Origin of the sequence: Legionella quinlivanii, from assembly GCF_003265995.1 — a bacterium.
GTDB classification, from domain to species: domain Bacteria; phylum Pseudomonadota; class Gammaproteobacteria; order Legionellales; family Legionellaceae; genus Legionella_C; species Legionella_C quinlivanii_A.
In genome coordinates this window covers 221,508-246,262 of sequence record NZ_MVJN01000005.1, presented here as the reverse complement: position 1 = coordinate 246,262, position 24,755 = coordinate 221,508, and the positions used below count along the sequence as shown (strand labels likewise).

Here is a 24,755-nt window from a genome sequence, read left to right as displayed (position 1 = left end):
ATTTTCGACTGAATGATACCAGAGCAATATTAAGCTAATGTTAAGGCAATATCTCGCATGTCATTGGTGGACTCAAGCAATTAATAGTTCCTATAAACGAGGCTTGATTTCTGCTTCTTCCAATGCGCTAAATTTCAAACCGAATTCTATATTTACCAGGCCCGTTTTGCCGCAAGAGGGCATATATCGTTTCATCTCAATCGCAGGATAATAAGGACGCTTTTTATTCCAGGGGTCGATAACGATTACTGTAGCTGGAAGGCTTGCACAATAGGGTATTAATTCTTCTGCGGTTTTTGGAAATAACCCTGTATGTTCAAGATTCATTAACAGGAGGGTATGTCCGCCGCGCTCATTTTTAATGTCAATACGATAAAGGCTATGCACTGGCGAAGCGACATGACTACTGGCTGCTTCCCGCGCCAGACTATACAGGAAAACAAAAGCGCAGTTTGCCTGTTCAGAACAATTCCCAAAGACAGGGCTTCGGCTATGAGCATGGTAATACCACATGCTCATGTTATAGCCAGTTCCCTTTCTAAATGCCGTTTGCTCAAACTCAGGATATTCTATTTGTTCGCGTCGTTCTTTAAAGCGGTTAAATACTTGCCTTAACTGCGTATCATTCATTTTTGTACGAAAGTCCTCAAGGATACGCATGCCAGCAGGAGACAAGGGCTTGTTTGCAGCCCTCATTCTGCGGTTTACATAGTCACATGCTTCTTTAGCGATGCATAGATTATTTGTTAACTGTTCAATTTCCTGCAAACGTTGTTCCAGGCCCTCATTGTGAAACTCAGGACTGGCAAGTTGATTCTGAAAAATAGATATCTGTGCTAATAGTGAGGGTTCATCAAGCTTTAGACGATTAATGCGCTCGAGAAGAACCCCCAGGCGTTGTAGATAAATTTCACGCATGATTTTTTCAATACAAAATGACAATGAATAATACATCATTGCATACTAAAGATCACATAGTAATCTCTTAGTGGTGTGATGGCTAATCAAATAATAACTTGTTGCGCCCAGAAATGATTTATATAATTGCCCGCCATAAAGTCTAAGCGTGTTTTCAGGATCAACAAGTTAAGGAAAGTTATGGTTGTTATCTTTCTCCACGGCTGGAGTGTTACGCATACCAATACCTATGGAGAGCTTCCTCAATGGCTTGAAAGTCAGAGTAAAGACGGAAAACTAGGCCTTCAGGTCGGGAATATTTATCTGGGACAGTATATTAGTTTTGATGATACGGTGACCGTTGACGATATTGCGCGCGCCTTTGATCAGGCAGTGCGTGATGAAGTTGCTGAGAAGCTCAGCAATGGAGGACGTTTTGCCTGTATCACCCACTCCACGGGCGGTCCTGTGGTTCGTAAATGGATGGACTTATACTATAAAAACAATCTTTCCAAATGCCCGCTAAGTCATCTTATCATGCTGGCGCCGGCGAATCATGGTTCGGCACTGGCGCAACTTGGTAAATCCCGTCTGGGCCGTATAAAAAGCTTTTTTGAGGGAATTGAACCGGGACGGCATATACTGGATTGGCTTGAACTTGGAAGCGAGATGAGCTGGCAGCTTAATGAAAGCTGGCTTGACTATGATTGCACTGCAAACGGCATTTATTCCTTTGTGCTTACAGGACAAAGCATTGACCGCCAGCTCTATGATGCGGTTAATTCTTATACCGGAGAAGCCGGATCGGATGGCATTATTCGCGTCGCTGCTGCAAACATGAATTATAGCCTGCTAAAAGTGCATCAGGAGGGAAATAATGGTGAAAATCTTGTCGTCGTCAAAATGAGACGCACACAGTCAATGGCCATGGGAATACTCCCAGGATGTTCGCATTCGGGTAAAAAAATGGGCATCATCCGCAGTATTACGATGGCCAATGCTGCCACGCATCCCACGGCTGTTTGGGTGTTAAAATGTCTTCAGGTGAAAAGTCGTGAATCCTATAATGCATTGGCAAAAGAGCTTGATAAATTAACTAAAGAAACTCAGGAAAGTGAACACAGAGAGGTGGTGAGTACGCCCCTTTATAAGCGTGAGTATATTACCAATCGCTATTCTATGATTATATTTCGATTGATTGACGACCGGGGCAATCATCTTGAGGATTATGATCTTTATCTGACTGCCGGCCCCCAGTATTGCGAAAATGCACTTCCTGCGGGTTTTTTCGCAGATCGCCAGCGAAACCAGTATAGCCGGGGAAAATTAACCTATTTTCTCGATTACGATATCATGGAAGGCGGTATTAATACGCCAAAAATGCAAGGTAATCTCGGCTTTCGCATCAAGGCTCATCCTGAGGCCAGTAATCAGGCGCTTGCCTATTACAGGCTGCTGGATTTTCATTCCTCGCTTGCCGACATTCACAAAATCCTTCACCCGAATGAAACTGTAATGGTTGAAATTATGCTGCAACGGCGCGTCGATAGAATTGTCTCTCGAATTACCAATAACCTTAACCCCGCTAGAATTAGCAGAAAACCAACTGGGAATAAGGCAGACTGAAGATATTTATTTATTCTAAACTCTGCTATACTACAAATGTAGCAAAACATTACGATTGTAGGTGATTTATGGGAATTCCGATAAGAATTGATGAAAGCATTTATTATGAGGCTAAGAAAGTTGCAGCTGCAGAATTTCGTTCAATTCCGAATCAAATAGAATATTGGGCTAAGTTAGGAAAATGTGCATTGGATAATCCTGATTTACCCATTGAGTTTATAAAAGATATTTTGCTTTCTAAACTCCAGGATAAGTCTTTAGCCGAACCTTTCCAATTCGAGGGTGAAGGTGAGTGATATTGAAATAAGACAAATGCCAGCGTTTAAAAGGGTCTATAAAAAATTGCCCGACTCGCATCAATGTATTGTGAATGAGGCTGTGCGTGCAATTATCAATAATCCCAGGATTGGAGAAGAGAAGAAAGGAGATTTAGCAGGAGTATACGTTTACAAATTTAAAATTAATCATCAACAGTTCCTGTTAGCCTATGAATGGGATCCCGAATTAAGGGTATTATTAGCACTGGGAGTCCATGAAAATTTCTATCGCGATCTGAAGGGAAAGTAATTAAATTATGAACTAAACAACTCCAGATAAAGCAATAATAAAGCGGCTGCCGACATCAGTAAAAACGCCAAAATACCAATCAGATTGGATAACCAGCCATTGGTAAATTCTCCCATTATCTTCTTGTTATTAGCGATATGCAGAATAATCAGTATGAGTACTGGTGCCGTTAGACCATAGAGAATGGCGGTCATTAATAAGGCTTCGATGGGGTTAAAGCCTGTAAAATTGATAAGCAATGCGATGATTAGAGAAACAATAATAATCAGATAAAATTCTTTTGCCGAGGAAAAGGAGTTATCCAGTCCGCTTTTCAAATCAAAAAGGGTAGTCAGCATATAGGACAAACAGCCGCTTAATACCGGAATTGCTAAAAGCCCCGTTCCAATGATGCCGAGCGCAAACAGGAAGTAGGATAATTCACCGGCTAAGGGTTCCAGTGCTTTGGCTGCCTGCTCCACGGTTTGTATGTCATTAATACCGGCTTTGTACAGTACAGTACCCGTGGTTAGAATTATAAAATACATCACCAGATTGGAGCTGAACATCCCAAAACTGACATCCCCGGTCATCGCAGTAAGCGATGAGCGTGTTATGAATGAAGACTGTTTTTTACTGCTTTCCTCCGCTTCCATCGTGGCTTGCCAAAAAAATAAATAAGGTGAAATAGTGGTTCCTAATATCGCAACCAGAATGCCCAGATATTGCTTGTTAAACTGGATATGAGGAATCAGAGTATTTTTTATTACCTGCCAGGCATTGGTATTTACCAGAAAAGGAATAATTAAATAAAGGAAAAGCGATAAGCACAAGTATTTTAAAACTGCGACAATCTTCTGGTAGGAACAAAAAACCATTCCTATGGCCAGAAGAATAGTAAACAATATTGAAAAAATGGCAGCGGGGATTTGAGGTATAACCAGATGGCTGACTGCCCCCATACCAGCAATATCAGCACTTATATTTAAAATAATTGCCGGCACAGTAAGCAGAGCAATAAAATATAGAAGTGGGCGGGGATACTGCTCTTTAATGTTACTGGCCAAGCCCTTGCAAGTGACTTTGCCAATGCGGGCGCACATTTCCTGAATGACGGTCATCAGTGGGAAGGTGAATAAGGCCGTCCATAAAGTGCTTAAACCAAATTGGGCTCCCGCCTGAGAATAGGTCGCGATGCCGGAGGGGTCATCGTCGCTGGCGCCAGTAATCAGTCCTGGCCCGAGCTTTTTAAAAAAATTACGTATTTTGGAACTGGTCTTGTGTGTTGTCATACATCTCCATTGCATAGATTCTCTGTGCGCTTAATCGTTAAGCTCTAATAAAAATTAGCGGTTACCCCAAACTTCTTCCAGCCGGCTGTCGCGGCCGCAGCGGTAGCGATAGTAGCGGTATCGCAGCGGGTTTTTCTGAGAATAATTCTGATGATAATCCTCTGCGGCATAGAAGGTTGTTGAAGGCAGTATCTCAGTGTAAATTTTTGGAAATTTTTTTTCCAACTCTTTTTTACTTTGCAGGGCTATTCGTTTTTGATTGTCATTCAGGTAAAAAATAGCTGCACGGTATTGACGTCCGCGTTCACAGAATTGCGCGTCTTTGGTTGTTGGATCAATATGGCGCCAGAAATAATCCAGCAGCTGCTTATAGGTTATCTGATCGGGATTATAAATGATACGCACAGCCTCCGTATAATTAGTACGTCCAGCGGTGACATCGTCATATGTCGGCTCTGGTGTTGTGCCGCCATCAAAACCAGTGACAGTGGCAAGGACTCCTTTCTGTTGATAAAAATCCGCCTCCATAAACCAAAAACAGCCGCCAGCAAAAATTGCTTCAGCGGGTTTTGCAAAAACAGACATACTGCTACCTATCAGGAAAATAAAGCAAATTAATTTGTTCATTGTATTCCCTTGAGCCAGCACTGATGTGTAGATACTATTTATTCCAAGGACCAAAATGTTATTTTGTATAGGCCAGGCAGAAAAATAATGCTATTAAAAACATCACTATTACAAAGCGTAGGGCAATACAGTTAAAATATCCAGCAATAATGAACAAGGAAAATTATGACAACTGCTATCATGTGGTTTCGTGCCGATTTACGCTGCGAAGACAATCCTGCCTTTGCCGCCGCCTGTGAAAATGCCCGCTTGATTCCGCTATATATTCGGGATGAGGAAACGTCTGTCGTCTTGGGTAGTGCGCAAAACTGGTGGCTGCATCATAGCTTGCTGGCGCATCAGAAAGAGCTGGAAAAAAGAAATTTGAAATTATGTCTCAAAAGCGGCAGGTCATTAGATATTTTGTTGCAGTTGATTGAGAAACATCAGGTGGAGGCTGTTTACTGGAACCGTTGCTATGAGCCTGCCACTATTGAGCGCGATCGGAAAATAAAATCTATTCTGAAAGACAGAGGCATTAAGGTTCATTCCTGTAACGGCAGTTTATTAGCTGAACCCTGGACTTTGCAGACTACGCAAGGAGGGTATTTCAAGGTATTCACCGCGTATTGGAAGCATGCTCAAAAGCAGCTGGATTTACCCGATAATATTGCCATTACTCAATTTCCATCTTGCCCCGAAACCGCTTCTGAAATTATTGAGGATTGGGATTTACTTCCTGACAAACCCAATTGGGCTGCCGGGTTTTCCGATTACTGGCAACCTGGAGAGATGGGTGCACAGGCGCGTTTGAACGACTTTCTTGATGAGGGGCTTTCAACTTATAAAGAGCAAAGAGATTGCCCGGCGCGTATTGGAACCTCGCGCTTGTCACCGCACTTGCATTTTGGCGAAATTAGTCCGACGATGATTTACAGACAAGTGCTGCAGATGCAGGAATCTCAAGCGTTGCCCTCTGCTTCAGTAAATCAGTTTTTAGCCGAGATAGGCTGGCGGGAATTTTCCTATTACCTGCTTTATCATTTCCCAAAGCTTCCGGAGCAAAACTTTCAGCCGGCATTTGATGGATTTCCCTGGCAGGATGATCTCTCTTTACTGCATGCCTGGCAGAAAGGCCAAACTGGATATCCTTTAGTGGATGCCGGCATGCGAGAGCTCTGGCACACAGGCTACATGCATAACCGCGTACGAATGGTAGTGGCTTCCTTTCTGGTTAAAGATTTGCTGGTTGACTGGCGAAAGGGGGCTGACTGGTTTCAGGATACTTTGTTAGATGCTGATTTAGCCAGTAATTCAGCAAGCTGGCAATGGGTGGCTGGCAGCGGGGCGGATGCTGCTCCCTATTTTCGTATTTTTAATCCAGTATTGCAGAGTGAAAAATTCGATCCCCAGGGCGAGTATATCAAAACCTGGGTGCCGGAATTGAAGAAGCTGCCAGCGGCATTAATCCACAAACCCTGGCAGGCAACGAAGGAAAAAGGATTTCGTATTGGTGAGGATTATCCGTGTCCGATAGTCGATCACAGTGAGGCACGAACTTTGAGTCTGCATTTCTATGAGTTGATTAAAAAGAAAAAATAAAATCTGTACGTCTTTGCGAGCGTCAGCGACGCAATCCAGATCAACTAAAATAAAGTCAGGAAGTAGATTGCTTCGCTGACGCTCGCAAAGACAGTTGTATGTGCCCTTTACTGTTCGCTTACTCCTGCCCTTAAGCGCCCTGGCAATGGGATAAACTGCTGTCCGCGTCTTTATTAAAGGTGGTTGAACCAAAATCCTTTTTTAAGTCAGTAATAAAAATCTGGGTACTGGTTTCCGTATTTTTTCGATCAGTCGAGAAAAAAAAGTTTCTATGTTGCGCCATAATCTCTGAGGCCGTTAAATTTTTAAATTGGTTCCCGGCGATCGGTGGCGAGTGTTCCCAATTTTCGATAAGGTCTCCCACTATGGCTTCGGTATTCCCATTGAAAGCGCTTACTAATTCACTACGAAGATTTTGGAACGCTTTTATCTTCAATTCCGGGTTTCTTAAGAAAATACTGGATTGCTCAAGCGTGTCTATTTGCGCGGCAATCCTTGTGAGAAGCGCAATTGCCGCTAATGCATTATCGTATTCTTCCGCGGATTGATCCGGATATAAATCGCGGTTGTTTAATTTGTTGGTTACAAGTAAGGTGGCAATTGCCAAATCAGGTGATTGCTGCTCCCTGTACTCCTTAATGGATTCAATCACTGCGGTTAAATCATCGGCAATTAAAATGTCGCTTACCCAGTCAGGTTTGTATTTTAAAAATAAGTCCAGCATTAAAGCTTTGGTGTGCTTATAATTCATTCGGTTAGCAAGACGGTCGGCAAATCCCTTGGCAAATGTACTTCTTTCCAAGAGGCCGTTAGGCATAGGAACTGAACCATCTTTGGCAGTTAATTTTTCAAAATCTTTTCTTGCTGCCTGAAACGCCGCCCCTGGAATATTTTTATCTGGCTGGTAATCCAATAAGTTGTCAAGAAAAGGATTATCTTCTCGCAGCTTGCTGATAAAATCATCAAATTCATTATCAGTATAAAGATATTCTTTTTCACCAGTCTCCCTGGCTTTAACTAGCAGCTGATCAAACCGATGAGCATTTTCCCTGGTCATTTGATTCCAGACCAGATCACAGGGCGTAATAATGCCATGTACGGTAAATCCTTTGGCTTCCAGTTTTTTTATTAATTCGATTCGCTCCTCGGTTTCCAGGACACGAAACCTCATATCCGAGAATAAATAAATGTCCTTAATGCCGTTTCGATGCAAAGCGTTCAACAGGTTTTCGTTTAAATCATTTGCATTAAAAAGAAGTGTTTTATCGATATCGAGAAGAGCGACAGGTCTGTTCATGATAATCCGTTACGAGGTGTGTCCTTGTATATAACTATATAGCAGAATTATTAAGGTACTCTTAATACCTTATACTCTTACGTCCCCCGCTTTATGCGGGGGACCCAGACTAACTCAACAGAAAAAACACCATAAAGGTTAAACTTAAAACGATCAAAAAAGGTTTTACAGCTTGTCTAGACAACAATTTTAACAGGGTGTATAAAATAATCCCCGCCCCAATCCCGTCTGCAATAGACGAAGTCAGAGGAATCATAATGATAGTGAGCATGCAGGGAGCAATTTCCGTCATATCGGTCAGTTTCAGGTCCACCATATGCTTCATCATGCAGCAGGCAACATAAAGTAAAGCCGGACCTACCGCATAAACCGGGATCATCCTGGCCAGTGGAAAGAAAAAAAGCATTAATAAAAAACCGGCGGCAATGACGGCAGCTGTCCATCCTGTACGCCCGCCTGCTTCAATACCAGCGGCGGATTCGATAAAAGGAGAGGTACTGGCTGAGCCCAATAATCCAGCCAGCATCGAGCCTGCAGCATCCGCTGACAAACTATTGGCGATTCGTTGCTGATGATCCTTCTGATCTTTAAACAGGGATTGATTCAAAAGACCAATTAAGGTTCCCGTTGCATCAAACAAAGCGATTAGGAAAAACGTAAAGGTTGCCTTTAAAGTAGTTGTCGAGCTGAAGGAAGAAAAATCAAGTTTCATAAAAGTAGGTGCTAAAGAAGGAGGGAGCGCAAAGAGCCCTTGCCAGGCCACCATCCCTGTAAGTAATGAAATGAGGCTAATCGAGAGGATACTCAAAATAATGGCACCAGATATTTTAAAATAGTCAAAGATTAAAATAAGAATAAAACCGAGAAAGAAGAGTCCGGCTTCAGGTCTTGCCAGATTTCCCATCTGTAAAAGAGTATGCGCATTACTGATGATAATCTGATTGGATTGCAGCGCAATAAGTGCTATCAGAAAGCTAATCCCAATAAGAATAGCTAGCTGCAGATTATCTGGAATTGAATCAACCAGTATTTTTCGTAATGGAGTAAGACTTAGTAACAAAAACAAAAGTCCGGATACAAAAACCATGGCCAGTGCCTGTTGCCAGGGGATCCCCATGCCCAGAACGACACTGTAGGAAAAATAAATATTCAGTGCCATACCGGGTGCGACCCCGATAGGCGCATTGGCTAGTATTCCGGTTAGCAAAGTGGTTATTGCAGTCACCAGGCAGGTGGCTGTAAATACCGCGCCCTGATCCATTCCAGCATCATGTAAAACAACGGGGTTTACAAATACGATATACACCATTGTTAAAAAGCTGGTAATCCCCGCGAGGACTTCAGTGGAAAATCGGACCGGATTGTTTTGAGCGGTTTGAACAGTATTCATAATGCTGGAATTAAGGGAGGGCATTGGAATCACAATGCTATCCAATCCAAAAAAATTTGCAATGAGTAAATTTAGAAATGAATATTTAAAACGCCGAAGATAATTTCTATCGCGATTAGGAAAATAATAATAATCTCCAGACTGTGCGAATGACGGTTTTCGAGATAACCATTAAACATATCAAAGATTTCATTGATTGTATCGAGACGATGATTTAAGGCATTCACCCGGCGTGGGATGTGTAAATACCGCTCCAGCATCGTGTAATACTCCTCCAGTGTCGGGTGTTGCCAGAAATATTTAGGGTGATAAAGAAAATTACTGATTAAATTCATTTCGCTTTTTGCGCCCAGGATTTCACCTATGACCTGGCGGATCTGATTACGGCTGATTGGCATTTGCCCTTTATGCGACAGGCTTTGAATCAGGGGGTTGTACTTTTCAATGAGTGCATCAATTTTAGTTTCAAAATATTGCAGCTTAACCGATTGTGAAAAGCCGTAGGACAAGCTTAATTTCAAGTCATCACTGTTGTCATCAATGCTGATGCAGTCAACATCAAAATAATCATGCGGTTCGATGGCGATTTTGTCGCTGATCCGATAGCTGAACTCGTCGCGGACCAAAAACGAGACAGGTTTATCGGCGTATAATTTAAACAATTCAATATAATTGTCAATCTGATGCCGTTTGATCCCCCAGGAAACTACGGTTCCATTTTTAAATATGAAAATCACATACTGCTCACCTGTGAAGGGCGTCAGTTTGAGCACATCACGTGATTTAATCGCAGAAAAGCCTTTCACGCTTGCTTTAAAATAGTGATCAAGACGTGTTAAATCAATACTATTGGCTACACAATAACTAAGGCATTCCATCGATGAAACCTGTTTTAAAACCCGTTGCTAACGGCATCAGTCAACTAATAATTGAATTATATACGATTTGCTTTTTTTATGCAGTCTCAGTTTCTTTCCTGACTGGATAAGGTTTCTTTCTATCGGTTGCCCCGCTTAACCACTGAGGACAAATTTCAAGAATCTGCGCAATTTTATCCAACTGCTCACTGGAAGGAAGCAGATGACCGAAAATCATCGCATTTGCTAAATGGCGGGTAACGCCAAACACTTTTGACACTGCTTTTATTTTTTCAGCGAGTTCTTCGGGGAAACCTAAAACAGCTAACTCCGAATTAAAACGCTGTGAAAATACCTTACTATTCATTTTTCACTCCATGAAATTTCTAATTACTCAGGGCTATTTTTATTAGTTAATAGTTCCCCATATACAAACATGTCCTGCCAATCCCTGTTACAGAACATAAGGTAGTCTAAATCCATTGTTCGCTTCCATTAAGAAGATGAGCTTTGGAGATTCTATCCGGGAATATCCAGCCTTTGGAATTAATACCACCCATTCTGTTATAACTCATTTTTCTCAAGTCGAAAAGTATTTTCTTTTGTTTTTAAAAACAGAGAGTTAAGCGGGAAATGTTTTAAGACTAATCTCAATGCAGAGTGGGCATCAAGCCCGGTAAGGAAGCATTATATGGCTGCCCAATCTTCATCGGGCAGTCATTGCGCCATAGCTGTTCTGATTATTCATTGTCCTGATGATATTTGAAATAATTTAAATCAAGTTCGCGGGCGGCCCGCACATCATCCAAACGTTTGACTGGTAAATTATGAGGTGCTCCTTTCAGTAATTCCGGATTTTTCTGGGCTTCGTCGCGTATGGCATGCATGGCAGCTGCCAGGCTGTCCAAATCTTCCTTGGATTCTGTTTCGGTGGGCTCAATCAATAAACATTCAGGAATCAACAAGGGAAAATAGGTTGTCGGTGCATGGAAACCATAGTCGAGCAGGCGTTTTGCCAAATCCATTGCCGTGACGCCGAAGTTTTTCTTTTCCTGACTAAGCGTCAGAATAAACTCATGGCTGGCCCGACGTTCTGGATAAGCGGCGGTAAACCCGGCTTTACTTAACACGCTCAACAGGTAGTTGGCATTAAGACTTGCAAACTCTGAAACACGCAAAAGTCCTTCTTTACCCAGGACACAAATATAGAAATACGCTCGCAAAAGAATGCCGGCATTGCCCATGAAACAGGACAGGCGGCCAATGCTCTGAGGATAGTCTTCCCGGGTTGCCCAGCGATACTTATCATCGGATTTTACAACCACCGGAATAGGCATATAGGGCAGAAGTCGTTTGTTGACGGCAATAGGACCAGAGCCAGGGCCGCCGCCACCATGCGGTGTGGCAAAGGTTTTATGCAGGTTTAAATGCATAACGTCAAATCCCATATCGCCCGGTCTGACTCGACCCAGAATGGCATTTAAATTCGCGCCATCATAATAGAGTAAACCACCGGCCTGGTGAACAATGGCTGCAATTTCCTTAATCTGCTTCATGAACAGCCCGAGGGTGGAGGGATTCGTCAGCATAATACCCGCTGTTTTTGGCCCCACTTTGCTGCGCAGTTCCTCCAGATCAATATCTCCATCTTTAGCCGTGCTTATCTCGATGACTTTAAACCCGCACATCACTGCAGAGGCGGGATTAGTGCCGTGCGCCGCATCCGGAATAAGCATCTCGGTTCGCGCACTGTCTCCTCTGGACTGGTGATAGGCTTTAATCATGGCAACACCGGCAAATTCGCCTTGTGAGCCGGCCATTGGGGTCAGGGAAACCCCTGCCATTCCGGTAATTTCTGCCAGATAGGATTGCAGCTCATACATCGTCTGGAGATAACCCTGGCTATGCTCTGCACCAGATAGAGGGTGTCTGCTCAGAAAGCCATTAATAGACGCCGCCTTGTGAACTCCTCTTGGATTATATTTCATCGTGCAGGAGCCGAGAGGGTATACATTGGTGTCAATCGAAAAATTCTTTTGCGAGAGACGAGTATAGTGCCGAATGACCTGCAGCTCAGAACATGCCGGCAAGCGGGCTGGTTTCTGGCGCAGAAATTTTTCCGGTATTCCAGAACTTTTCGTGCAGGATGAGGGGATCTGGGCTGCTGCACGACGTTTGGCTTGTGAGCGTTCAAAAATCAACATAATTTGCCCTCCGTATCCTGAATTAAATTTTTGAGTGCAGCACAGTGTTTCACTGGTGTAAATTCGATGTAGTTATAATCTGCAATTTCCGCCATGTAATAAGGATCCTTTTCCATTACTGACTCGAGATACTTACGATCAGTTGTCGCGGCAATAATGATCCCGCCGGTACGCGGTTTCATAGGTCCTGAAGCAACCAAAAGGCCCTGTTTATAGTAATAATCGAGAAATTCCCGATGAGCCTGAAGGTATTTATCTACCTCACTCAGCGGCGTTTTATAGGTTAATTGAATGATGATCATTACTTCCTCACTTAGCCATAATGCATTTCATCGTATTAATGAAGTGATCAATTTCTTCTGCCGAGCGCATTTCTGTGGCACAAACCAGCAGGCTGTTTTTCAAGGCCGGATAATGCGATTCCACAGCATAACCGCCCGCTATCCCTGCCTGGTGCAGCCGTTTAAGAACTTCTTCCACCGGGCTATCCAGTTGCAGCAGACACTCATGGAAAACCGCCGCTTTGAAAGCAATGCGGACGCCGTCTATTGCGCTTAAACCCTGAACAAGAGCCTGCGTATTGGCATGGCAATGTGCCGCTACCTGCTCTAGCCCCTCGGCGCCCAGTAAACTCAAATGAATGGTTGCGGCGGTGACCAGCAAGCCCTGATTCGTACAAATGTTGGACGTAGCCTTTTCCCGGCGAATATGCTGCTCTCTGGCCTGCAAAGTCAGCGTGAATCCGGTTTTACCTTCTTTGTCCAGCGTTCGCCCGATAATGCGGCCAGGCATTTGGCGAACATGTTCCATCCGCGTGCTGAAAAATCCAAAATAGGGACCGCCGGAAGCCATTGGACAGCCTAAGGGCTGGCCTTCGCCGCAAGCGATATCCACACCGCTTTCTCCCCATTGTCCTGGTGGTTTCAGTAAGCCCAGAGAGATGGGATTTACACAGGCAATGCTAATAACCTGATTAGCTTTCGCCCAATCCGTCATGGCATCCACTTCCTCGAGGCAGCCAAAAAAGTTAGGCTGGGATACAACCAGGGCTGTGATATCCTGGCCACTGTATTGTTCAAGAACGGAAAGGGCGGTAATACCCTGTTCCATATCCACAGGCAGCGTGATCACTTCTATGTGCTGATTACAAACAATGGTTTCCAGTGTCTGTCGATAAAATGGATGGACGCTTCCAGCGATCAATACCCGGCTGGTTTGCTTGTGCTTTTTGATGCGAACGGCCATCAGCACGGCTTCTGCCAGGGCGGTGGCCCCATCGTACATTGAGGCATTGGCCACTTCCATGCCGGTGAGCTCGGCAATCATTGTCTGAAACTCATAGAGCAGCTGCAGGGTGCCCTGACTGGCTTCTGCCTGATAAGGCGTATACGCTGTTAAAAACTCACCACGTGAGGCAATATCCCATACTGCGGCTGGAATATGATGTTCATAGCTGCCAGCCCCGATGAAACAAATGCCATTATCATTCAAATTGGCAATATGCTGTGCTTTTTTAAGCATCGCCATTTCACTGATGCCTGATGGCATATTTTTAAGTTCGTTATACAGCAACTCCTTGGGAATTTCGTCGAATAACTGCTGCGTGTGGCTTACGCCAATCTCGGCGAGCATAGCTTGTATATCATCTTCTGTATGGGGAATGTAAGGCATAATTAATGGTCCTCAGCAATCTCTTGCTCATATTCGGCTTGATTCAGGAGCCCGTTTAATTCGTCTGGATTACTGGCTTTAATCCGCACCAGCCAACCAGCTCCAAAGGGATCGGCATTCACAATCGCGGGATTTTCACTGACCTGATGGTTGACGGCTACAATAACACCACTGATCGGAGCGTAGAAATCAGAAGCGGCTTTCACTGATTCAACTACACCGATTTCATCTCCTGCTGAGACTTCATCTCCCTCTTCAGGCAACTCAACAAAAACCATATCACCCAATAGCTGCTGTGCGTGATCGGTAATTCCAACAACGCATTCATCTTCTTCTAATTGTAGCCATTCATGGGTGGGAGTAAATTTCATAACCATCATGATATCCTTTTATTAATGTTGAAAGACTTCAGTTAAACTTTTCTGACTAAACAGATGCGTATTAAAGAGGTGCTCCATTTTTAACAAATCGGGGCTTAACCACTTTTGCATTTAACAACTTACCCCTGATCTCTACCTGCACCTCGTCCCCAGTACCTGCAGGTACTCTGGCCAGAGCGACTGACTTTTCAAGTGTGGGGGAATAGGTTCCGCTGGTGATGATACCGTCATTCTCTGCTTGTACAGCAACCCGTTGTCCGGTACGCATGATGCCTTTGTCTTCGAGAATCAAGCCGACCAGTTTGCGTTTAACACCATGTTGTTTTTGAGATATTAAGGCCCCCATACCAATAAAATCGCGATCCTCGGGTTGCCATTTAACGGTCCAGCCGAGTCCCGATTCAAGAGGTGTGGTGGTCTCATCCATATCCTGCCCATAAAGCAACATGCCTGCTTCCAGTCTTAAAGTATCCCGGGCTGCAAGGCCGCAAGGTTTAACCCCTGCCTGTATTAATGATGTCCATAACGCTCTGGCGTTGTCGGGCGGAAGAATGATCTCCAGACCTTCTTCACCGGTGTAGCCGGTGCGGGCAAAAAAGTATTCATTGACATCGACACATTCAAAATAGGTGAGTGTGGAAACAGCATCTGCCTGTGCTGGTGTGAGAACCGACAGAGTTTTGGCCAGGGCTTGTGGACCCTGCACTGCCAGCATGGATAACTCGGTTCTTTCCTGCAGCCCAATGGAAAAGCCTGCACTTTTTTCGCGTATCCAGGCCAGATCCCTGTCGCGGGTAGCGGAATTTAGAACGATGCGGTAATTATCTGAAGCGCGCTGGTAAACAATCAAATCATCGATGATACCGCCATGCTCATTGCACATACAGCTATATAAGGCCCGGCCGGTGTGAGCTAACTGATCCACATCATTGGTCAGCAATTTGCGCAGGAACTGGCGACCTCCTGCTCCCAGGATGTCGACTACCGTCATATGCGAAACATCAAAAATCCCCGCGGCCTTACGCACGATGTGGTGTTCTTCCAACTGTGAACCATAATGCAAAGGCATATCCCAGTCATGAAAGTTAACCATTTTTGCACCCAGTTCCAGATGCAAGGAGTGCAGGGGTGTTTTAGCTACCATTTCTAATCCTTTAATTCGCAGGTGTGGGTCTGATTATACTCGGTTAAGTCATGAGGACAAGTCTAATTAACTCTTTCTATCTGCTGCTTGTTTGTACACAAGAAGCTGTCTTATAAAGAATATAGCACCGATACTTGCTGTGGTTTCAATCACATGCCAACATTAAAGGAAGAAATAAAAAGGAGCTTTAAGAATGGTTCAGGATTTGCCCCCTCACTCCTGGAGAAGCCGGCTGAAAGACACGTTGGTAGGGCTCATTTGCGGATTGCTGTGTATTGGATTGGCAAGCTACCTGATTTTCTGGAACGAAAGAACAGGTTATCGTTACGACTACTCGCTCGACCAGACACAATCACTGGTTACTTCAATCCCTGATCGTCCGGTGAACAATGATAACAATCAAAACGTCGTCTATGTTCAGGGAGATGCGACAACCAATCGATCACTTAGCGATTTGCAATTGAACATTACAGTGGATGGTCTGGCTTTAAAACGGCAGGTGCTGATTTATCAATGGCAGGAAGAAATTGATACAGATCATGAACAACCCCGCTACCGATATTTTACCGGCTGGGCTGAAAAATTGATTCTAAGCAGCAGTTTTCAGGAGGCGAATTCACATCCTAACCCGGCCACCTTGCCAATCGAGTCCTTGTATCAATATGCTGAAGATGCGGCCTTGGGAGATTTTGTGCTGCCGAGCACTGTTATTGACGCCATCCCCGATGTATCGAATGTGGATTTATCCAAAGTGGATCTGCTGTCGCTGCAGCAAAAAGTCAATAAGCCTGCGCATCTTGTTAATAATGAGATCTATCTCGGAGCTAATCCTAAAGAACCGCAGGTAGGGGATATGCGGATACAAGTGACCGCAGTTTTTCCACAGAAAATAAGCGTGATTGCCCAACAGAATGGAAATACCTTGCAGGCTTACCAGACTGCCACCGGTGATTCAATTCTGCTGGTTGCTCCTGGTGATGTATCAAAAGAGCGAATGTTTGAAAAGGCACGGGAAAGAAGCCCTGGCGTTGTTTGGTTTTTGCGCTTTTTCTGCTTATTGCTTTGTGTGACCAGTGTTTCCCTGCTATTGAAAATCATGATGGTTTTTGCAGATAAAGCAAGTTTTGCCCGAAAAGTAATTCACCCGGGCACCACGCTAGTCTCGGCTATCGCTGGCGGAAGTTTATGGAGCTTTATTACTGCTATTGCTATTGCTCCATTACAAATAGAAATAACCCTCGTACTCCTGGCCATCACAGTGGCCGGTGTTTATCTGCTAACCCGCATTCACCCCAAAGGATAGTAGTGTGAGTAATCCGACTAATGAGGAGTTTATACAGTGACCTTGCAGGGTACTATTGCGGTTATCTGGATGCTCATCCTGTTATTTATGCTGGGTTATTTCTGGCGGTACCGCTCTAAATTTAAAGCCTCGCAGGTCTGGCCCTTTGCAAAAGGTCAGATTACCAGGCTGAACTGGATTAGAAAAGATCATTTTCTCTGGGCGGATATTCAATACAGCTATGTCGTTGATGGGGTGAGTTATACAAATAACAGTCTGTTTATTGAGCAGCGATTTCGCTCTCCAAAATCAGCTTATGCGCGCCGCATTGCCTATCAGGCGGCATTGGCTTATGAAAAAGGAGAGGAAATTACGGTTTTTTATAATCCGGTGAACCCTCAGGAAGCTGCTTTGGATACCCGGGTGCCTTTAAAGCTGACGATTATTCTCATTTTACTGGGTGTATTCCTGGTCATCCATGTCTCAAGCATTCTAGTTGGCAATGTTCTGTGATCGGGTGCCTTCCAAAACCAGCTGAGAAGAATGCGACACTTTCGTCCTGAATCATATCATTCACTTATCTGCCTACTGTGTCATTCCCAGCAGGCCTTGTGCATAAATAGAACCACACAAGCAATCTGTTGTCTTTGCGAGCGTCAGCGAAGCAATCTAGATCGAATCCTAAACAAAGTTAGGAAGTGGATTGCTTCGCTGACGCTCGCAAAGACAGTGTTTTAGTGCACCCATCGTCTTCCATGCAACTATGCCGCGCGGAAATGACAAAGAGGTCTAAGTGCTACTTATCAGGGTTTTCCTGCCTCATGATGTTCAGCTTTACTTTGGCACTCACAGGGCGGTTCGATGGTTTTAGACGTCAGACTGGTGATCGCAAGTCCTCTTACTCCTTGCCCTGATGGAGCCTGTTCAAAGGTAATGGTGACGCTTAAATTCTGTTTCTGCTGGTATTGCGGGTTTTTATAAAGCACCAGGACAGGCATGGTGGCCTGCCAGTGACCATTTCCTGAAGCGCTGACGGTCGGGGGGAGCGTTGCCACTGCGCTAACATAATAGGCATTGGTTTTTACCGCATCGGGCAGCTTCGATTCATTAAGCGCTGTGCTGTAGGCTATCCATCCATTGGAACTGAAATATTTGGCAATCTGTTTCTGACGATCGATAAAATTCTGATAATTGAAGGTATAGGTTGCAATAATTGCTTCATTCGCCCAGACCGCCTGCTCTGTGAAATCCTCATCTGCTGCAAGACAGGAGGCAGAACAGAATAGTGAAACTGAAAGGAAACAGACTTTAGCTCTCATGATAATCCCTTAAATTAGTACCGCTTGGCCGCTTATAACCGGGAAACTAATAGTTTAACTCAATGTCTGCTGGCATCAAGTAATTTCCATTACCCCATAAATGGCATAAAAAAACCCGGCCTTAGGCCGGGCTAAATAGCATCACGTAACTGCCTGTATCAGGAGTTACCAGGATGCACGCCCCATCCAAGAGGGAAGATGAAGCGAAGCAATTACATTGCTTATTTGGTTAGACGTGACAAATTTGAAAAAGTTCATTTCTTTTTTTAAAATTCAGATTTTTTTCCGGTATCGAATGATGTGTATTTATGATACTCTAGGCCCTTACGCTCATTTGCGGCTTTAGTGCATAGAGCCTGGCGTTGAATTTAACCTGATTCATTCAATAAATTAAATCTTTATTCAGATTTGAACACGTATAGTTTGAAAAATTCAAGCTTGTACAAAATTGCATTTTCAATGCGGACAGGATAAAAAAATCCTGACTCGTCATTCTTATGATGGCTTGAACCATCAAATGGATTTGCCTGTGCGGAACATAGGTTGAAGTGGAGTTCGCTAAGACCATGAACGAGATCCGTATAAGTAATAAAAACTGATGAGAGGGGTGGCTTGGTGCGCAATAACCGATTCTACTTTGCCAACCGCGAAAATGTTGGTCGCTTTGTTAATCGCTGGGATTTATTGTTATTAATCCTGACCTTTTCGCTGTTATTTTTCCTGGGCTGGGCAGGCCAGCAAATGGCGGTTCCCTATCAATTGGGTGATCCCTTACCGATCTCCCTGGCCCCTTCTCATTTGCCTTTTTATGCGCTGCGTACCGTATTGCGTATGTTTATCGCGCTGGCCTTATCCATCCTGTTTACTTTTGTGGTAGGTGCCGCCGCTGCAAAAAACAGAAGAGCGGAGCAGGTGATTGTGCCGGCGATTGATATTTTGCAATCAGTCCCGGTCTTGAGCTTTCTTTCCATTACGGTAACCGGATTTATCCATTTATTTCCCAATAGTTTACTGGGACCTGAATGTGCGTCGATTTTTGTAATTTTTACCGCTCAGGTCTGGAATATCACCTTTGGATTTTATCAATCATTGAAAACAGTGCCGCATGACTTGAAGGAAGCGGCGGCCATGTTTCAATTGTCGTCCTGGCAAAGATTCTGGAAAGTCGAAGTGCCATTTTCCATGTCCGGTCTGCTCTGGAATATGATGATATCGATGTCGGCCAGCTGGTTTTTTGTGGTGCTATCGGAAGCTATTTCAGTTGCGCACCAGGATATCCTTTTACCCGGGGTCGGATCCTATATTGCCCTCGCCATCGAACAGCAGAATTTAGCCGCCGTAGGCTATGCGATATTAACAATGGTGATTGTGATCTTTCTTTACGATCAGATTTTATTCAGACCATTAATTGCCTGGTCGGAAAAATTTAAAGTTGAGCAATCGCCGGATGAAGAGGAATATCAGTCCTGGCTGATTGATTTGATTCGCAGCAGCCAGCTTATCAAACGCATGGCCAAGCCGCTTTCTGCTTTAAAGGAGCGTTTTGTCAATGCACGAAGGTTAACGAATCGCGGGCCTTCAGTGGTTAGAGAAATTGATTCGCGGCGGCAAAAAAAACTGGACTGGTTATGGAATGGGTCTGTGCTGCTGATTATTGTTGCCTGCAGCTGGATGCTGCTTGAATTTATCCTGACTAAACTGCGGATGCATGATATTGCCCATGCCTTTCTGTTGGGGGCAGCGACCGGCGCGCGGGTGATCATTCTTATTCTTCTAAGCTCTGTGATTTGGATTCCAGTCGGTGTATGGGTCGGTCTGAGGCCGCGTATTGCACAGAAAATTCAGCCCATTATTCAGTTTGCAGCAGCTTTTCCGGCCAATTTGTTTTATCCCTTATTCGTGATAGCCATTGTCCGCTTTCAGCTGAATGTTGAAGTCTGGGTCACGCCGCTCATGATTTTAGGTACCCAGTGGTATATTTTGTTTAATGTGATTGCGGGTGCGTCAACCATACCTCGGGATTTGTATCTTGCTGCCGACAATTTCGGTTTAAAAGGCTGGATTTGGTGGAAGCGTCTGGCCTTGCCAGGTATTTTCCCTTTTTATATCACCGGGGCGATTACCGCCGCCGGCGGCGCATGGAATGCCAGCATTGTGGCCGAATGGGTTAGCTGGGGCAGTACTACTCTAAAGGCGACGGGTCTGGGTGAATATATTCACGCCAGTACTATTGCAGGGGATTTTCCTCGAATTGCCCTCGGAACTTCGATGATGTGCCTTTATGTACTGGCCTTTAATCATTTGATATGGCGTCCTCTGTATCGGCTTGCAGAGAATCGTTTTAATTTTAACTGAGACTGTTTAATGTCAAAAACTATAATTAGTCTGGAAAATTGTCGTAAATCGTTTAAAAAAGCTTCAGATCAGGACTTACTGGTTCTGGAGGATGTCAATTTTGAATTGCATGAAGGTGAAATTGTCGCCTTGCTGGGAAAATCAGGCTCTGGTAAATCAACCCTGTTGCGAATTATCGCCGGTCTGGTCCCACCCAGTGCGGGCAAGGTCAGTTACCGTGGTCAGCCCGTGACCAAACCCGTAGCAGGTATTGCGATGGTATTCCAGTCTTTCGCCTTGATGCCCTGGTTAACCGTTCTCGAAAATGTGGAACTGGGATTGGAAGCGCAGGGTGTTGGCCGAGAGGAACGTCGCCGCCGCGCAATTGAAGCGATTGACATTATTGGTCTGGACGGATTTGAATCGGCTTTCCCGAAAGAATTGTCAGGGGGAATGCGGCAGCGGGTGGGATTTGCACGTGCACTGGTGATCAATCCCGATGTATTACTGATGGATGAGCCGTTTTCTGCTCTGGATGTACTCACCGCGGAAAACCTGAAGTCTGACTTGCTTGAGCTATGGCAGGAAAAGAAAACCAATACCAATGGGATTTTGCTGGTCACTCATAATATTGAAGAAGCGGCCATGCTTGCTGATCGCATCATTATTTTTGGCAGCGATCCGGGTTATATTCGTGCTGAATTACAGGTTGAACTGCAGCAGCCTCGCGATCCGGAAACGCCTGAGTTTAGCGCGCTGGTGGATAAAATCTATCGTCTGATGACTTCAGGACCGAAAGAGCGAGCCAAGCGGGCGCAGCGTGAACGCCAGATTGGCCTGGGTTATCGTTTGCCTGATGTGGAGCCCTCTGAGCTTTCAGGTCTGATCGACACTCTGCAAACCTACGAAGAGCGTATTGATCTTCCTGAGCTGGCCGATGAGCTCATGATGAACATTGATGATTTGTTCCCCCTGCTGGAAACATTGGAAATCCTCGGCTTTGCCAAGGTATCGGATGGTGATATCCAATTGACTGAGCTTGGCAATCAATATTCGGAAGCGGATTTACAGGAAAGGAAGAAGATATTTGCCCGCCGTCTTCTGGATAAAGTGCCTCTGGCGCGTTATATCCGGCGCATACTTGACGAAAAATTCGGACATCGGGTTTCTGAAGAACGCTTTCTTAGCAAACTGGAAGATTATCTGAGTGAGAAAGAGGCCGAGCGTGTCTTAAAAACAATGATTGACTGGGGACGCTACGCCGAGATTTTTGCCTATGATTTCAATACCGGTATTTTAAGTCTGGAGAATCCGGGAACCTCTGACCATATGGATGAGGAATAGGTTTAGTGGTCTAGGGATCCCCTCTCCCAAGTTTGGGAGAGGGCTAGGGTGAGGGTTGATTAACCCCCCCCTCTCTCTAACTCTCTCCCCGAGGGAGAGAGGATTTTTAAGGCAAACTCTTTTTCGAGGCGGCCTTTATCCTCAGCATGTAGGTTGTGCCCTTGGCACAACATTGAGTTCTGGATTAGTTCAACCCCTTTGTTGGGCCAAGGGCCCAACTACAATGATTTCTTTCAAGCCATACTCTTAGTCACCAGCTCCTTCAAATCATTCGACAATTTATGCCTGGCAAGTTCATGCAGCTGATTTTGCATCATTGATTGCCGCGGCAGATTATATTGCTGCCAGCGGGTAAATGGTGTAGCCAGTCGGGCTGCGATTTGCGGATTGATTTGATCCATTTGCAGCAGCATTTCAGTAAGAAACTCATAACCGCGGCCATCCATCGCATGGAAATTCCTCGGATTCGCCTGGCAGAAGCTGCCGATTAATGCTCTTACCTTGTTTGGATTTTTGATAGAAAATGCTGGATGCTGCAGTAATTTGCGGACATGCTGCAAGGTATCTCTGGCTTCACAACTGGCCTGGATAGCAAACCATTTATCAAGAACCAGCTCATTGTTTGCCCATTGCTCATAAAAGCGTGAAATGGCCTGCTGCTTCGCTTCATGATTATGCGAGTTAACCAATAAGGCGAAACTTGAAATCTGATCGCTCATTGTTCTGGCGCCGGCATATTGCTGCTGGCAAAGCGTGAGGCTGGTTTCTTCTTCTGCTTTCATCATAAACCAGAGCACGGTATTACGGAGCCTGCGGCGACTGTAAGAACTGGCATTCATCGTATGATTTTCTTTTTGCCATAGGCTTAAGTATTCAGATACCAGTGATTCATACAAGGCTTTACCCAGCTGACTGCGATAGGCATCGCGTGCGGCCTCCAGCAAATCAACGTCAACATCATGAAAATTAGTGATAATTTCCTCGAAACCTGGAGGGGTAAGCAGCTCGGCTTTAAGCGCTCGGTCAAGCGATTTATCGTGCAGGACATGCTGGCAGGCATTGATCAAATCATTGGGTATTTGCCATTGCGAGGAGTCCTGTTTCAGAAACTGGCCGATACAATCTGTAGTAAGACATTGTGCCGCATCCCATTTCGCGACACCGTCGGTTTCAAAGCGAAGTAATGATAACAGTTCACGACGGTTGATTTCTCGCTTTAATTTCACCGGTGCTGAGAAATCCCGCAATAAAGAGACCACAGGTTTCTCTGGAAGATTGGGGATACGGAAAGTTTGTTCCTCTTCTTTTAATTCCAAAACGTCCTGTTCAATCTCCAGTTCTTTTCCATGGGTATCAAACAGGGCAATACGAATGGGAATATGAAAGGCTTGCTTTTGCTCACATTCAGGCGTTGGCGGGCAGTGCTGTTTCATATGCAGGCTAAGCTCACCATCCTTATAAACGCTTTTGATTTCAATCTCGGGTGTTCCCGCCTGACTGTACCACAGTTTGAATTGGGTCAAATCAACCCCATTGGCATCTTCCATTGCGGCCACAAAATCATCAATTGTTACCGCCTGACCGTCATGGCGCTCGAAATACAAATCCATACCGCGGCGAAAACCTTCTTTACCAAGAATGGTGTGCTGCATACGGATGACTTCCGCCCCTTTATTGTAAATAGTTGCGGTATAGAAATTATTGATTTCCTGATAGGAGTCGGGACGAACCGGATGCGCCATACTGCCGGCATCCTCCGGGAACTGAGTGGTTCGCAGCATCTTCACATCAAGGATGCGGTTAACGTCTCTTGAGTTCATATCGCGGGAAAATTCCTGATCGCGAAAAACAGTTAGTCCTTCTTTTAAACTCAGTTGAAACCAGTCGCGGCAGGTGACGCGATTACCAGTCCAGTTATGGAAATACTCATGACCAACAACCCCTTCCACATCGGCAAAATCCTGATCAGTCGCAGTTTCCGGACGGGCTAGAATGTATTTGGAATTAAAAATATTTAATCCTTTATTTTCCATAGCCCCCATGTTGAAATCACTGACGGCCACAATCATGAAGATCGATAAATCATATTCCCGTCCATAGACTTCTTCATCCCAGGTCATGGCGTTTTTCAATGAATTCATCGCGTGCTGGCATTTGTCTTCGTTTCCAGGTTCAACATAAATGCGGCAGTCCACTTTATTACCAGAGCGCGTAATAAATTCATCCTGAATATGCACCAGACGTCCGGCAACCAGTGCAAAGAGGTATGAAGGTTTCTTAAAAGGATCCTGCCATACCGCCCAGTGACGCCCGCCAGGTAATTCGCCAGAATCAACGAGATTTCCATTGGATAATAAAACCGGATATTTTTCCTTGTCCGCTTTTATGCGTGTGGTGAAGACGGTTAACACATCAGGCCTGTCAGGGAAAAAGGTAATGCGGCGAAAGCCTTCTGCCTCACACTGTGTACAAAAGAGATGATTGGAGCGATAAAGGCCGGATAACTGAGTGTTATCCTGGGGGCGAATGCGGGTGACTATCGTAAGCTCAAATTCATCAGGACAATCCGGTAAAACAAGATCATTGTCTTTACGATAATAAGCCCCTTCATTCAAGGGAATATTATTGAGTTTTATACTGACTAGCTCAAGTTCATCGCCGTTTAAATGCAGTGCTCCGAGCCCCTGGCGCTTCAGCTGCATGTGATTTTCAACCATTGCATGATCATCGTATAAATCAAAATCCAGATCGATTTTCTCGATAGAAAATACGGGAGGCTGATAGTTTTTACGGTAAATAGTAGTGTTGGACATAAACTTTTCTCCCTTTAAGAAATAATTTTCATTTCAATAACAAGTCAGTAAGGTCAGTCGCTTGATTCTTTGGGAATTTTTTATCGAAAGCACCTAGTCGGCAAGCCTTATTTGATCCTATACTAAATTTAGGAAGATAGTGTCTCGCTTT

General features: G+C 44.6%; 22 protein-coding genes. 8 read left to right on the top strand and 14 right to left on the bottom strand.

The genetic code is table 11. The features are described from left to right. Positions 1-90 precede the first annotated feature (90 nt). A complete protein-coding gene (locus B1207_RS07970; protein ID WP_112219455.1) occupies positions 91-918 on the bottom strand; it encodes a hypothetical protein in 828 nt (275 codons plus the stop codon). A 180-nt stretch (positions 919-1,098) separates the two neighbouring features. On the opposite strand from B1207_RS07970, the gene plaB reads away from it, so the two are divergent. The 3 genes from plaB (at position 1,099) to B1207_RS07955 (ending at position 3,090) form a co-directional block, all read left to right on the top strand. Next, on the top strand, positions 1,099-2,523 hold the full coding sequence (gene plaB, locus B1207_RS07965) for a phospholipase PlaB (RefSeq protein ID WP_112219454.1): 1,425 nt from the start codon (positions 1,099-1,101) through the stop codon (positions 2,521-2,523). Between the two features lie 68 nt (positions 2,524-2,591). Next, complete coding sequence (locus B1207_RS07960; protein WP_112219453.1) at positions 2,592-2,819, top strand: TA system antitoxin ParD family protein; 228 nt, start codon at positions 2,592-2,594, stop codon at positions 2,817-2,819. Further along, the gene (locus tag B1207_RS07955) at positions 2,812-3,090 is read left to right on the top strand and encodes a type II toxin-antitoxin system RelE/ParE family toxin (protein WP_216362463.1); all 279 of its coding nucleotides are present in this window, start codon (positions 2,812-2,814) and stop codon (positions 3,088-3,090) included. Before B1207_RS07960 ends, B1207_RS07955 begins: the two co-directional genes overlap by 8 nt. Before the next feature lie 5 nt (positions 3,091-3,095). Here the strand turns inward: B1207_RS07955 and B1207_RS07950 are convergent, their stop codons facing one another. Continuing rightward, positions 3,096-4,361, bottom strand: a complete 1,266-nt coding sequence (locus B1207_RS07950) for an NRAMP family divalent metal transporter (protein WP_112219452.1) — start codon at positions 4,359-4,361, stop codon at positions 3,096-3,098. 54 nt (positions 4,362-4,415) lie between these two features. Beyond that, entirely contained in the window at positions 4,416-4,988 is a 573-nt protein-coding gene (msrA, locus tag B1207_RS07945; protein WP_112219451.1) for a peptide-methionine (S)-S-oxide reductase MsrA, read from the bottom strand. Between the two features lie 165 nt (positions 4,989-5,153). On the opposite strand from msrA, the gene B1207_RS07940 reads away from it, so the two are divergent. Beyond that, positions 5,154-6,569: a cryptochrome/photolyase family protein gene (locus B1207_RS07940; RefSeq protein WP_112219450.1), complete on the top strand. Its 1,416-nt coding sequence runs from the start codon at positions 5,154-5,156 to the stop codon at positions 6,567-6,569. Between the two features lie 130 nt (positions 6,570-6,699). Here the strand turns inward: B1207_RS07940 and B1207_RS07935 are convergent, their stop codons facing one another. The 9 genes from B1207_RS07935 to gcvT all read right to left on the bottom strand — a co-directional run bounded on the left by B1207_RS07935 (position 6,700) and on the right by gcvT (position 15,512). After that, on the bottom strand, positions 6,700-7,866 hold the full coding sequence (locus B1207_RS07935) for a hypothetical protein (RefSeq protein WP_112219449.1): 1,167 nt from the start codon (positions 7,864-7,866) through the stop codon (positions 6,700-6,702). Between the two features lie 109 nt (positions 7,867-7,975). Beyond that, positions 7,976-9,256, bottom strand: coding sequence for an NCS2 family permease (locus tag B1207_RS07930; protein WP_112219544.1), 1,281 nt, complete (start codon positions 9,254-9,256; stop codon positions 7,976-7,978). A gap of 71 nt (positions 9,257-9,327) precedes the next feature. Further along, the gene (locus B1207_RS07925; RefSeq protein WP_112219448.1) at positions 9,328-10,134 is read right to left on the bottom strand and encodes an RMD1 family protein; all 807 of its coding nucleotides are present in this window, start codon (positions 10,132-10,134) and stop codon (positions 9,328-9,330) included. Between the two features lie 76 nt (positions 10,135-10,210). Then, positions 10,211-10,480 carry a hypothetical protein gene (locus B1207_RS07920; protein ID WP_112219447.1) on the bottom strand — a complete coding sequence of 90 codons (270 nt, stop codon included), beginning with the start codon at positions 10,478-10,480 and terminating at the stop codon, positions 10,211-10,213. A 373-nt stretch (positions 10,481-10,853) separates the two neighbouring features. Continuing rightward, on the bottom strand, positions 10,854-12,317 hold the full coding sequence (gene gcvPB / locus B1207_RS07915) for an aminomethyl-transferring glycine dehydrogenase subunit GcvPB (protein WP_112219446.1): 1,464 nt from the start codon (positions 12,315-12,317) through the stop codon (positions 10,854-10,856). Next, positions 12,311-12,619 carry a YciI family protein gene (locus tag B1207_RS07910; protein ID WP_112219445.1) on the bottom strand — a complete coding sequence of 103 codons (309 nt, stop codon included), beginning with the start codon at positions 12,617-12,619 and terminating at the stop codon, positions 12,311-12,313. Before B1207_RS07910 ends, gcvPB begins: the two co-directional genes overlap by 7 nt. Before the next feature lie 7 nt (positions 12,620-12,626). Continuing rightward, positions 12,627-13,988 (bottom strand): aminomethyl-transferring glycine dehydrogenase subunit GcvPA, encoded by a 1,362-nt coding sequence (gene gcvPA / locus B1207_RS07905; protein ID WP_112219444.1) that lies wholly within the window; start codon positions 13,986-13,988, stop codon positions 12,627-12,629. Positions 13,989-13,990: 2 nt separating this feature from the next. Further along, complete coding sequence (gene gcvH / locus B1207_RS07900) at positions 13,991-14,368, bottom strand: glycine cleavage system protein GcvH (protein WP_112219443.1); 378 nt, start codon at positions 14,366-14,368, stop codon at positions 13,991-13,993. Between the two features lie 61 nt (positions 14,369-14,429). Next, the gene (gcvT, locus tag B1207_RS07895; protein ID WP_112219442.1) at positions 14,430-15,512 is read right to left on the bottom strand and encodes a glycine cleavage system aminomethyltransferase GcvT; all 1,083 of its coding nucleotides are present in this window, start codon (positions 15,510-15,512) and stop codon (positions 14,430-14,432) included. A 193-nt stretch (positions 15,513-15,705) separates the two neighbouring features. On the opposite strand from gcvT, the gene B1207_RS07890 reads away from it, so the two are divergent. Both B1207_RS07890 and B1207_RS07885 read left to right on the top strand, forming a co-directional pair. Next, entirely contained in the window at positions 15,706-16,815 is a 1,110-nt protein-coding gene (locus B1207_RS07890; RefSeq protein WP_112219441.1) for a TMEM43 family protein, read from the top strand. A 36-nt stretch (positions 16,816-16,851) separates the two neighbouring features. Further along, positions 16,852-17,307, top strand: coding sequence for a DUF3592 domain-containing protein (locus B1207_RS07885; protein ID WP_112219440.1), 456 nt, complete (start codon positions 16,852-16,854; stop codon positions 17,305-17,307). A 290-nt stretch (positions 17,308-17,597) separates the two neighbouring features. On the opposite strand, the gene B1207_RS07880 is transcribed toward B1207_RS07885, so the two are convergent. Further along, entirely contained in the window at positions 17,598-18,113 is a 516-nt protein-coding gene (locus tag B1207_RS07880; RefSeq protein ID WP_112219439.1) for a DotI/IcmL family type IV secretion protein, read from the bottom strand. A gap of 615 nt (positions 18,114-18,728) precedes the next feature. Here B1207_RS07880 and B1207_RS07875 point away from each other — a divergent pair. Both B1207_RS07875 and B1207_RS07870 read left to right on the top strand, forming a co-directional pair. Further along, positions 18,729-20,468 (top strand): ABC transporter permease, encoded by a 1,740-nt coding sequence (locus B1207_RS07875; RefSeq protein ID WP_112219438.1) that lies wholly within the window; start codon positions 18,729-18,731, stop codon positions 20,466-20,468. 9 nt (positions 20,469-20,477) lie between these two features. Next, the gene (locus B1207_RS07870; protein ID WP_112219437.1) at positions 20,478-21,791 is read left to right on the top strand and encodes an ABC transporter ATP-binding protein; all 1,314 of its coding nucleotides are present in this window, start codon (positions 20,478-20,480) and stop codon (positions 21,789-21,791) included. 233 nt (positions 21,792-22,024) lie between these two features. On the opposite strand, the gene pepN is transcribed toward B1207_RS07870, so the two are convergent. Next, entirely contained in the window at positions 22,025-24,604 is a 2,580-nt protein-coding gene (gene pepN / locus B1207_RS07865) for an aminopeptidase N (RefSeq protein ID WP_112219436.1), read from the bottom strand. Positions 24,605-24,755: the final 151 nt, after the last annotated feature.

Bases quoted from the DNA above. Each gene is read 5' to 3' on its own strand.
- B1207_RS07970 (WP_112219455.1), bottom strand. From the start codon at position 918: ATGCGTGAAATTTATCTACAACGCCTGGGGGTTCTTCTCGAGCGCATT.
- plaB (WP_112219454.1), top strand. From the start codon at position 1,099: ATGGTTGTTATCTTTCTCCACGGCTGGAGTGTTACGCATACCAATACC.
- B1207_RS07960 (WP_112219453.1), top strand. From the start codon at position 2,592: ATGGGAATTCCGATAAGAATTGATGAAAGCATTTATTATGAGGCTAAG.
- B1207_RS07950 (WP_112219452.1), bottom strand. From the start codon at position 4,361: ATGACAACACACAAGACCAGTTCCAAAATACGTAATTTTTTTAAAAAG.
- msrA (WP_112219451.1), bottom strand. From the start codon at position 4,988: ATGAACAAATTAATTTGCTTTATTTTCCTGATAGGTAGCAGTATGTCT.
- B1207_RS07940 (WP_112219450.1), top strand. From the start codon at position 5,154: ATGACAACTGCTATCATGTGGTTTCGTGCCGATTTACGCTGCGAAGAC.
- B1207_RS07935 (WP_112219449.1), bottom strand. From the start codon at position 7,866: ATGAACAGACCTGTCGCTCTTCTCGATATCGATAAAACACTTCTTTTT.
- B1207_RS07930 (WP_112219544.1), bottom strand. From the start codon at position 9,256: ATGAATACTGTTCAAACCGCTCAAAACAATCCGGTCCGATTTTCCACT.
- B1207_RS07925 (WP_112219448.1), bottom strand. From the start codon at position 10,134: ATGGAATGCCTTAGTTATTGTGTAGCCAATAGTATTGATTTAACACGT.
- B1207_RS07920 (WP_112219447.1), bottom strand. From the start codon at position 10,480: ATGAATAGTAAGGTATTTTCACAGCGTTTTAATTCGGAGTTAGCTGTT.
- gcvPB (WP_112219446.1), bottom strand. From the start codon at position 12,317: ATGTTGATTTTTGAACGCTCACAAGCCAAACGTCGTGCAGCAGCCCAG.
- B1207_RS07910 (WP_112219445.1), bottom strand. From the start codon at position 12,619: ATGATCATCATTCAATTAACCTATAAAACGCCGCTGAGTGAGGTAGAT.
- gcvPA (WP_112219444.1), bottom strand. From the start codon at position 13,988: ATGCCTTACATTCCCCATACAGAAGATGATATACAAGCTATGCTCGCC.
- gcvH (WP_112219443.1), bottom strand. From the start codon at position 14,368: ATGATGGTTATGAAATTTACTCCCACCCATGAATGGCTACAATTAGAA.
- gcvT (WP_112219442.1), bottom strand. From the start codon at position 15,512: ATGGTAGCTAAAACACCCCTGCACTCCTTGCATCTGGAACTGGGTGCA.
- B1207_RS07890 (WP_112219441.1), top strand. From the start codon at position 15,706: ATGGTTCAGGATTTGCCCCCTCACTCCTGGAGAAGCCGGCTGAAAGAC.
- B1207_RS07880 (WP_112219439.1), bottom strand. From the start codon at position 18,113: ATGAGAGCTAAAGTCTGTTTCCTTTCAGTTTCACTATTCTGTTCTGCC.
- B1207_RS07870 (WP_112219437.1), top strand. From the start codon at position 20,478: ATGTCAAAAACTATAATTAGTCTGGAAAATTGTCGTAAATCGTTTAAA.
- pepN (WP_112219436.1), bottom strand. From the start codon at position 24,604: ATGTCCAACACTACTATTTACCGTAAAAACTATCAGCCTCCCGTATTT.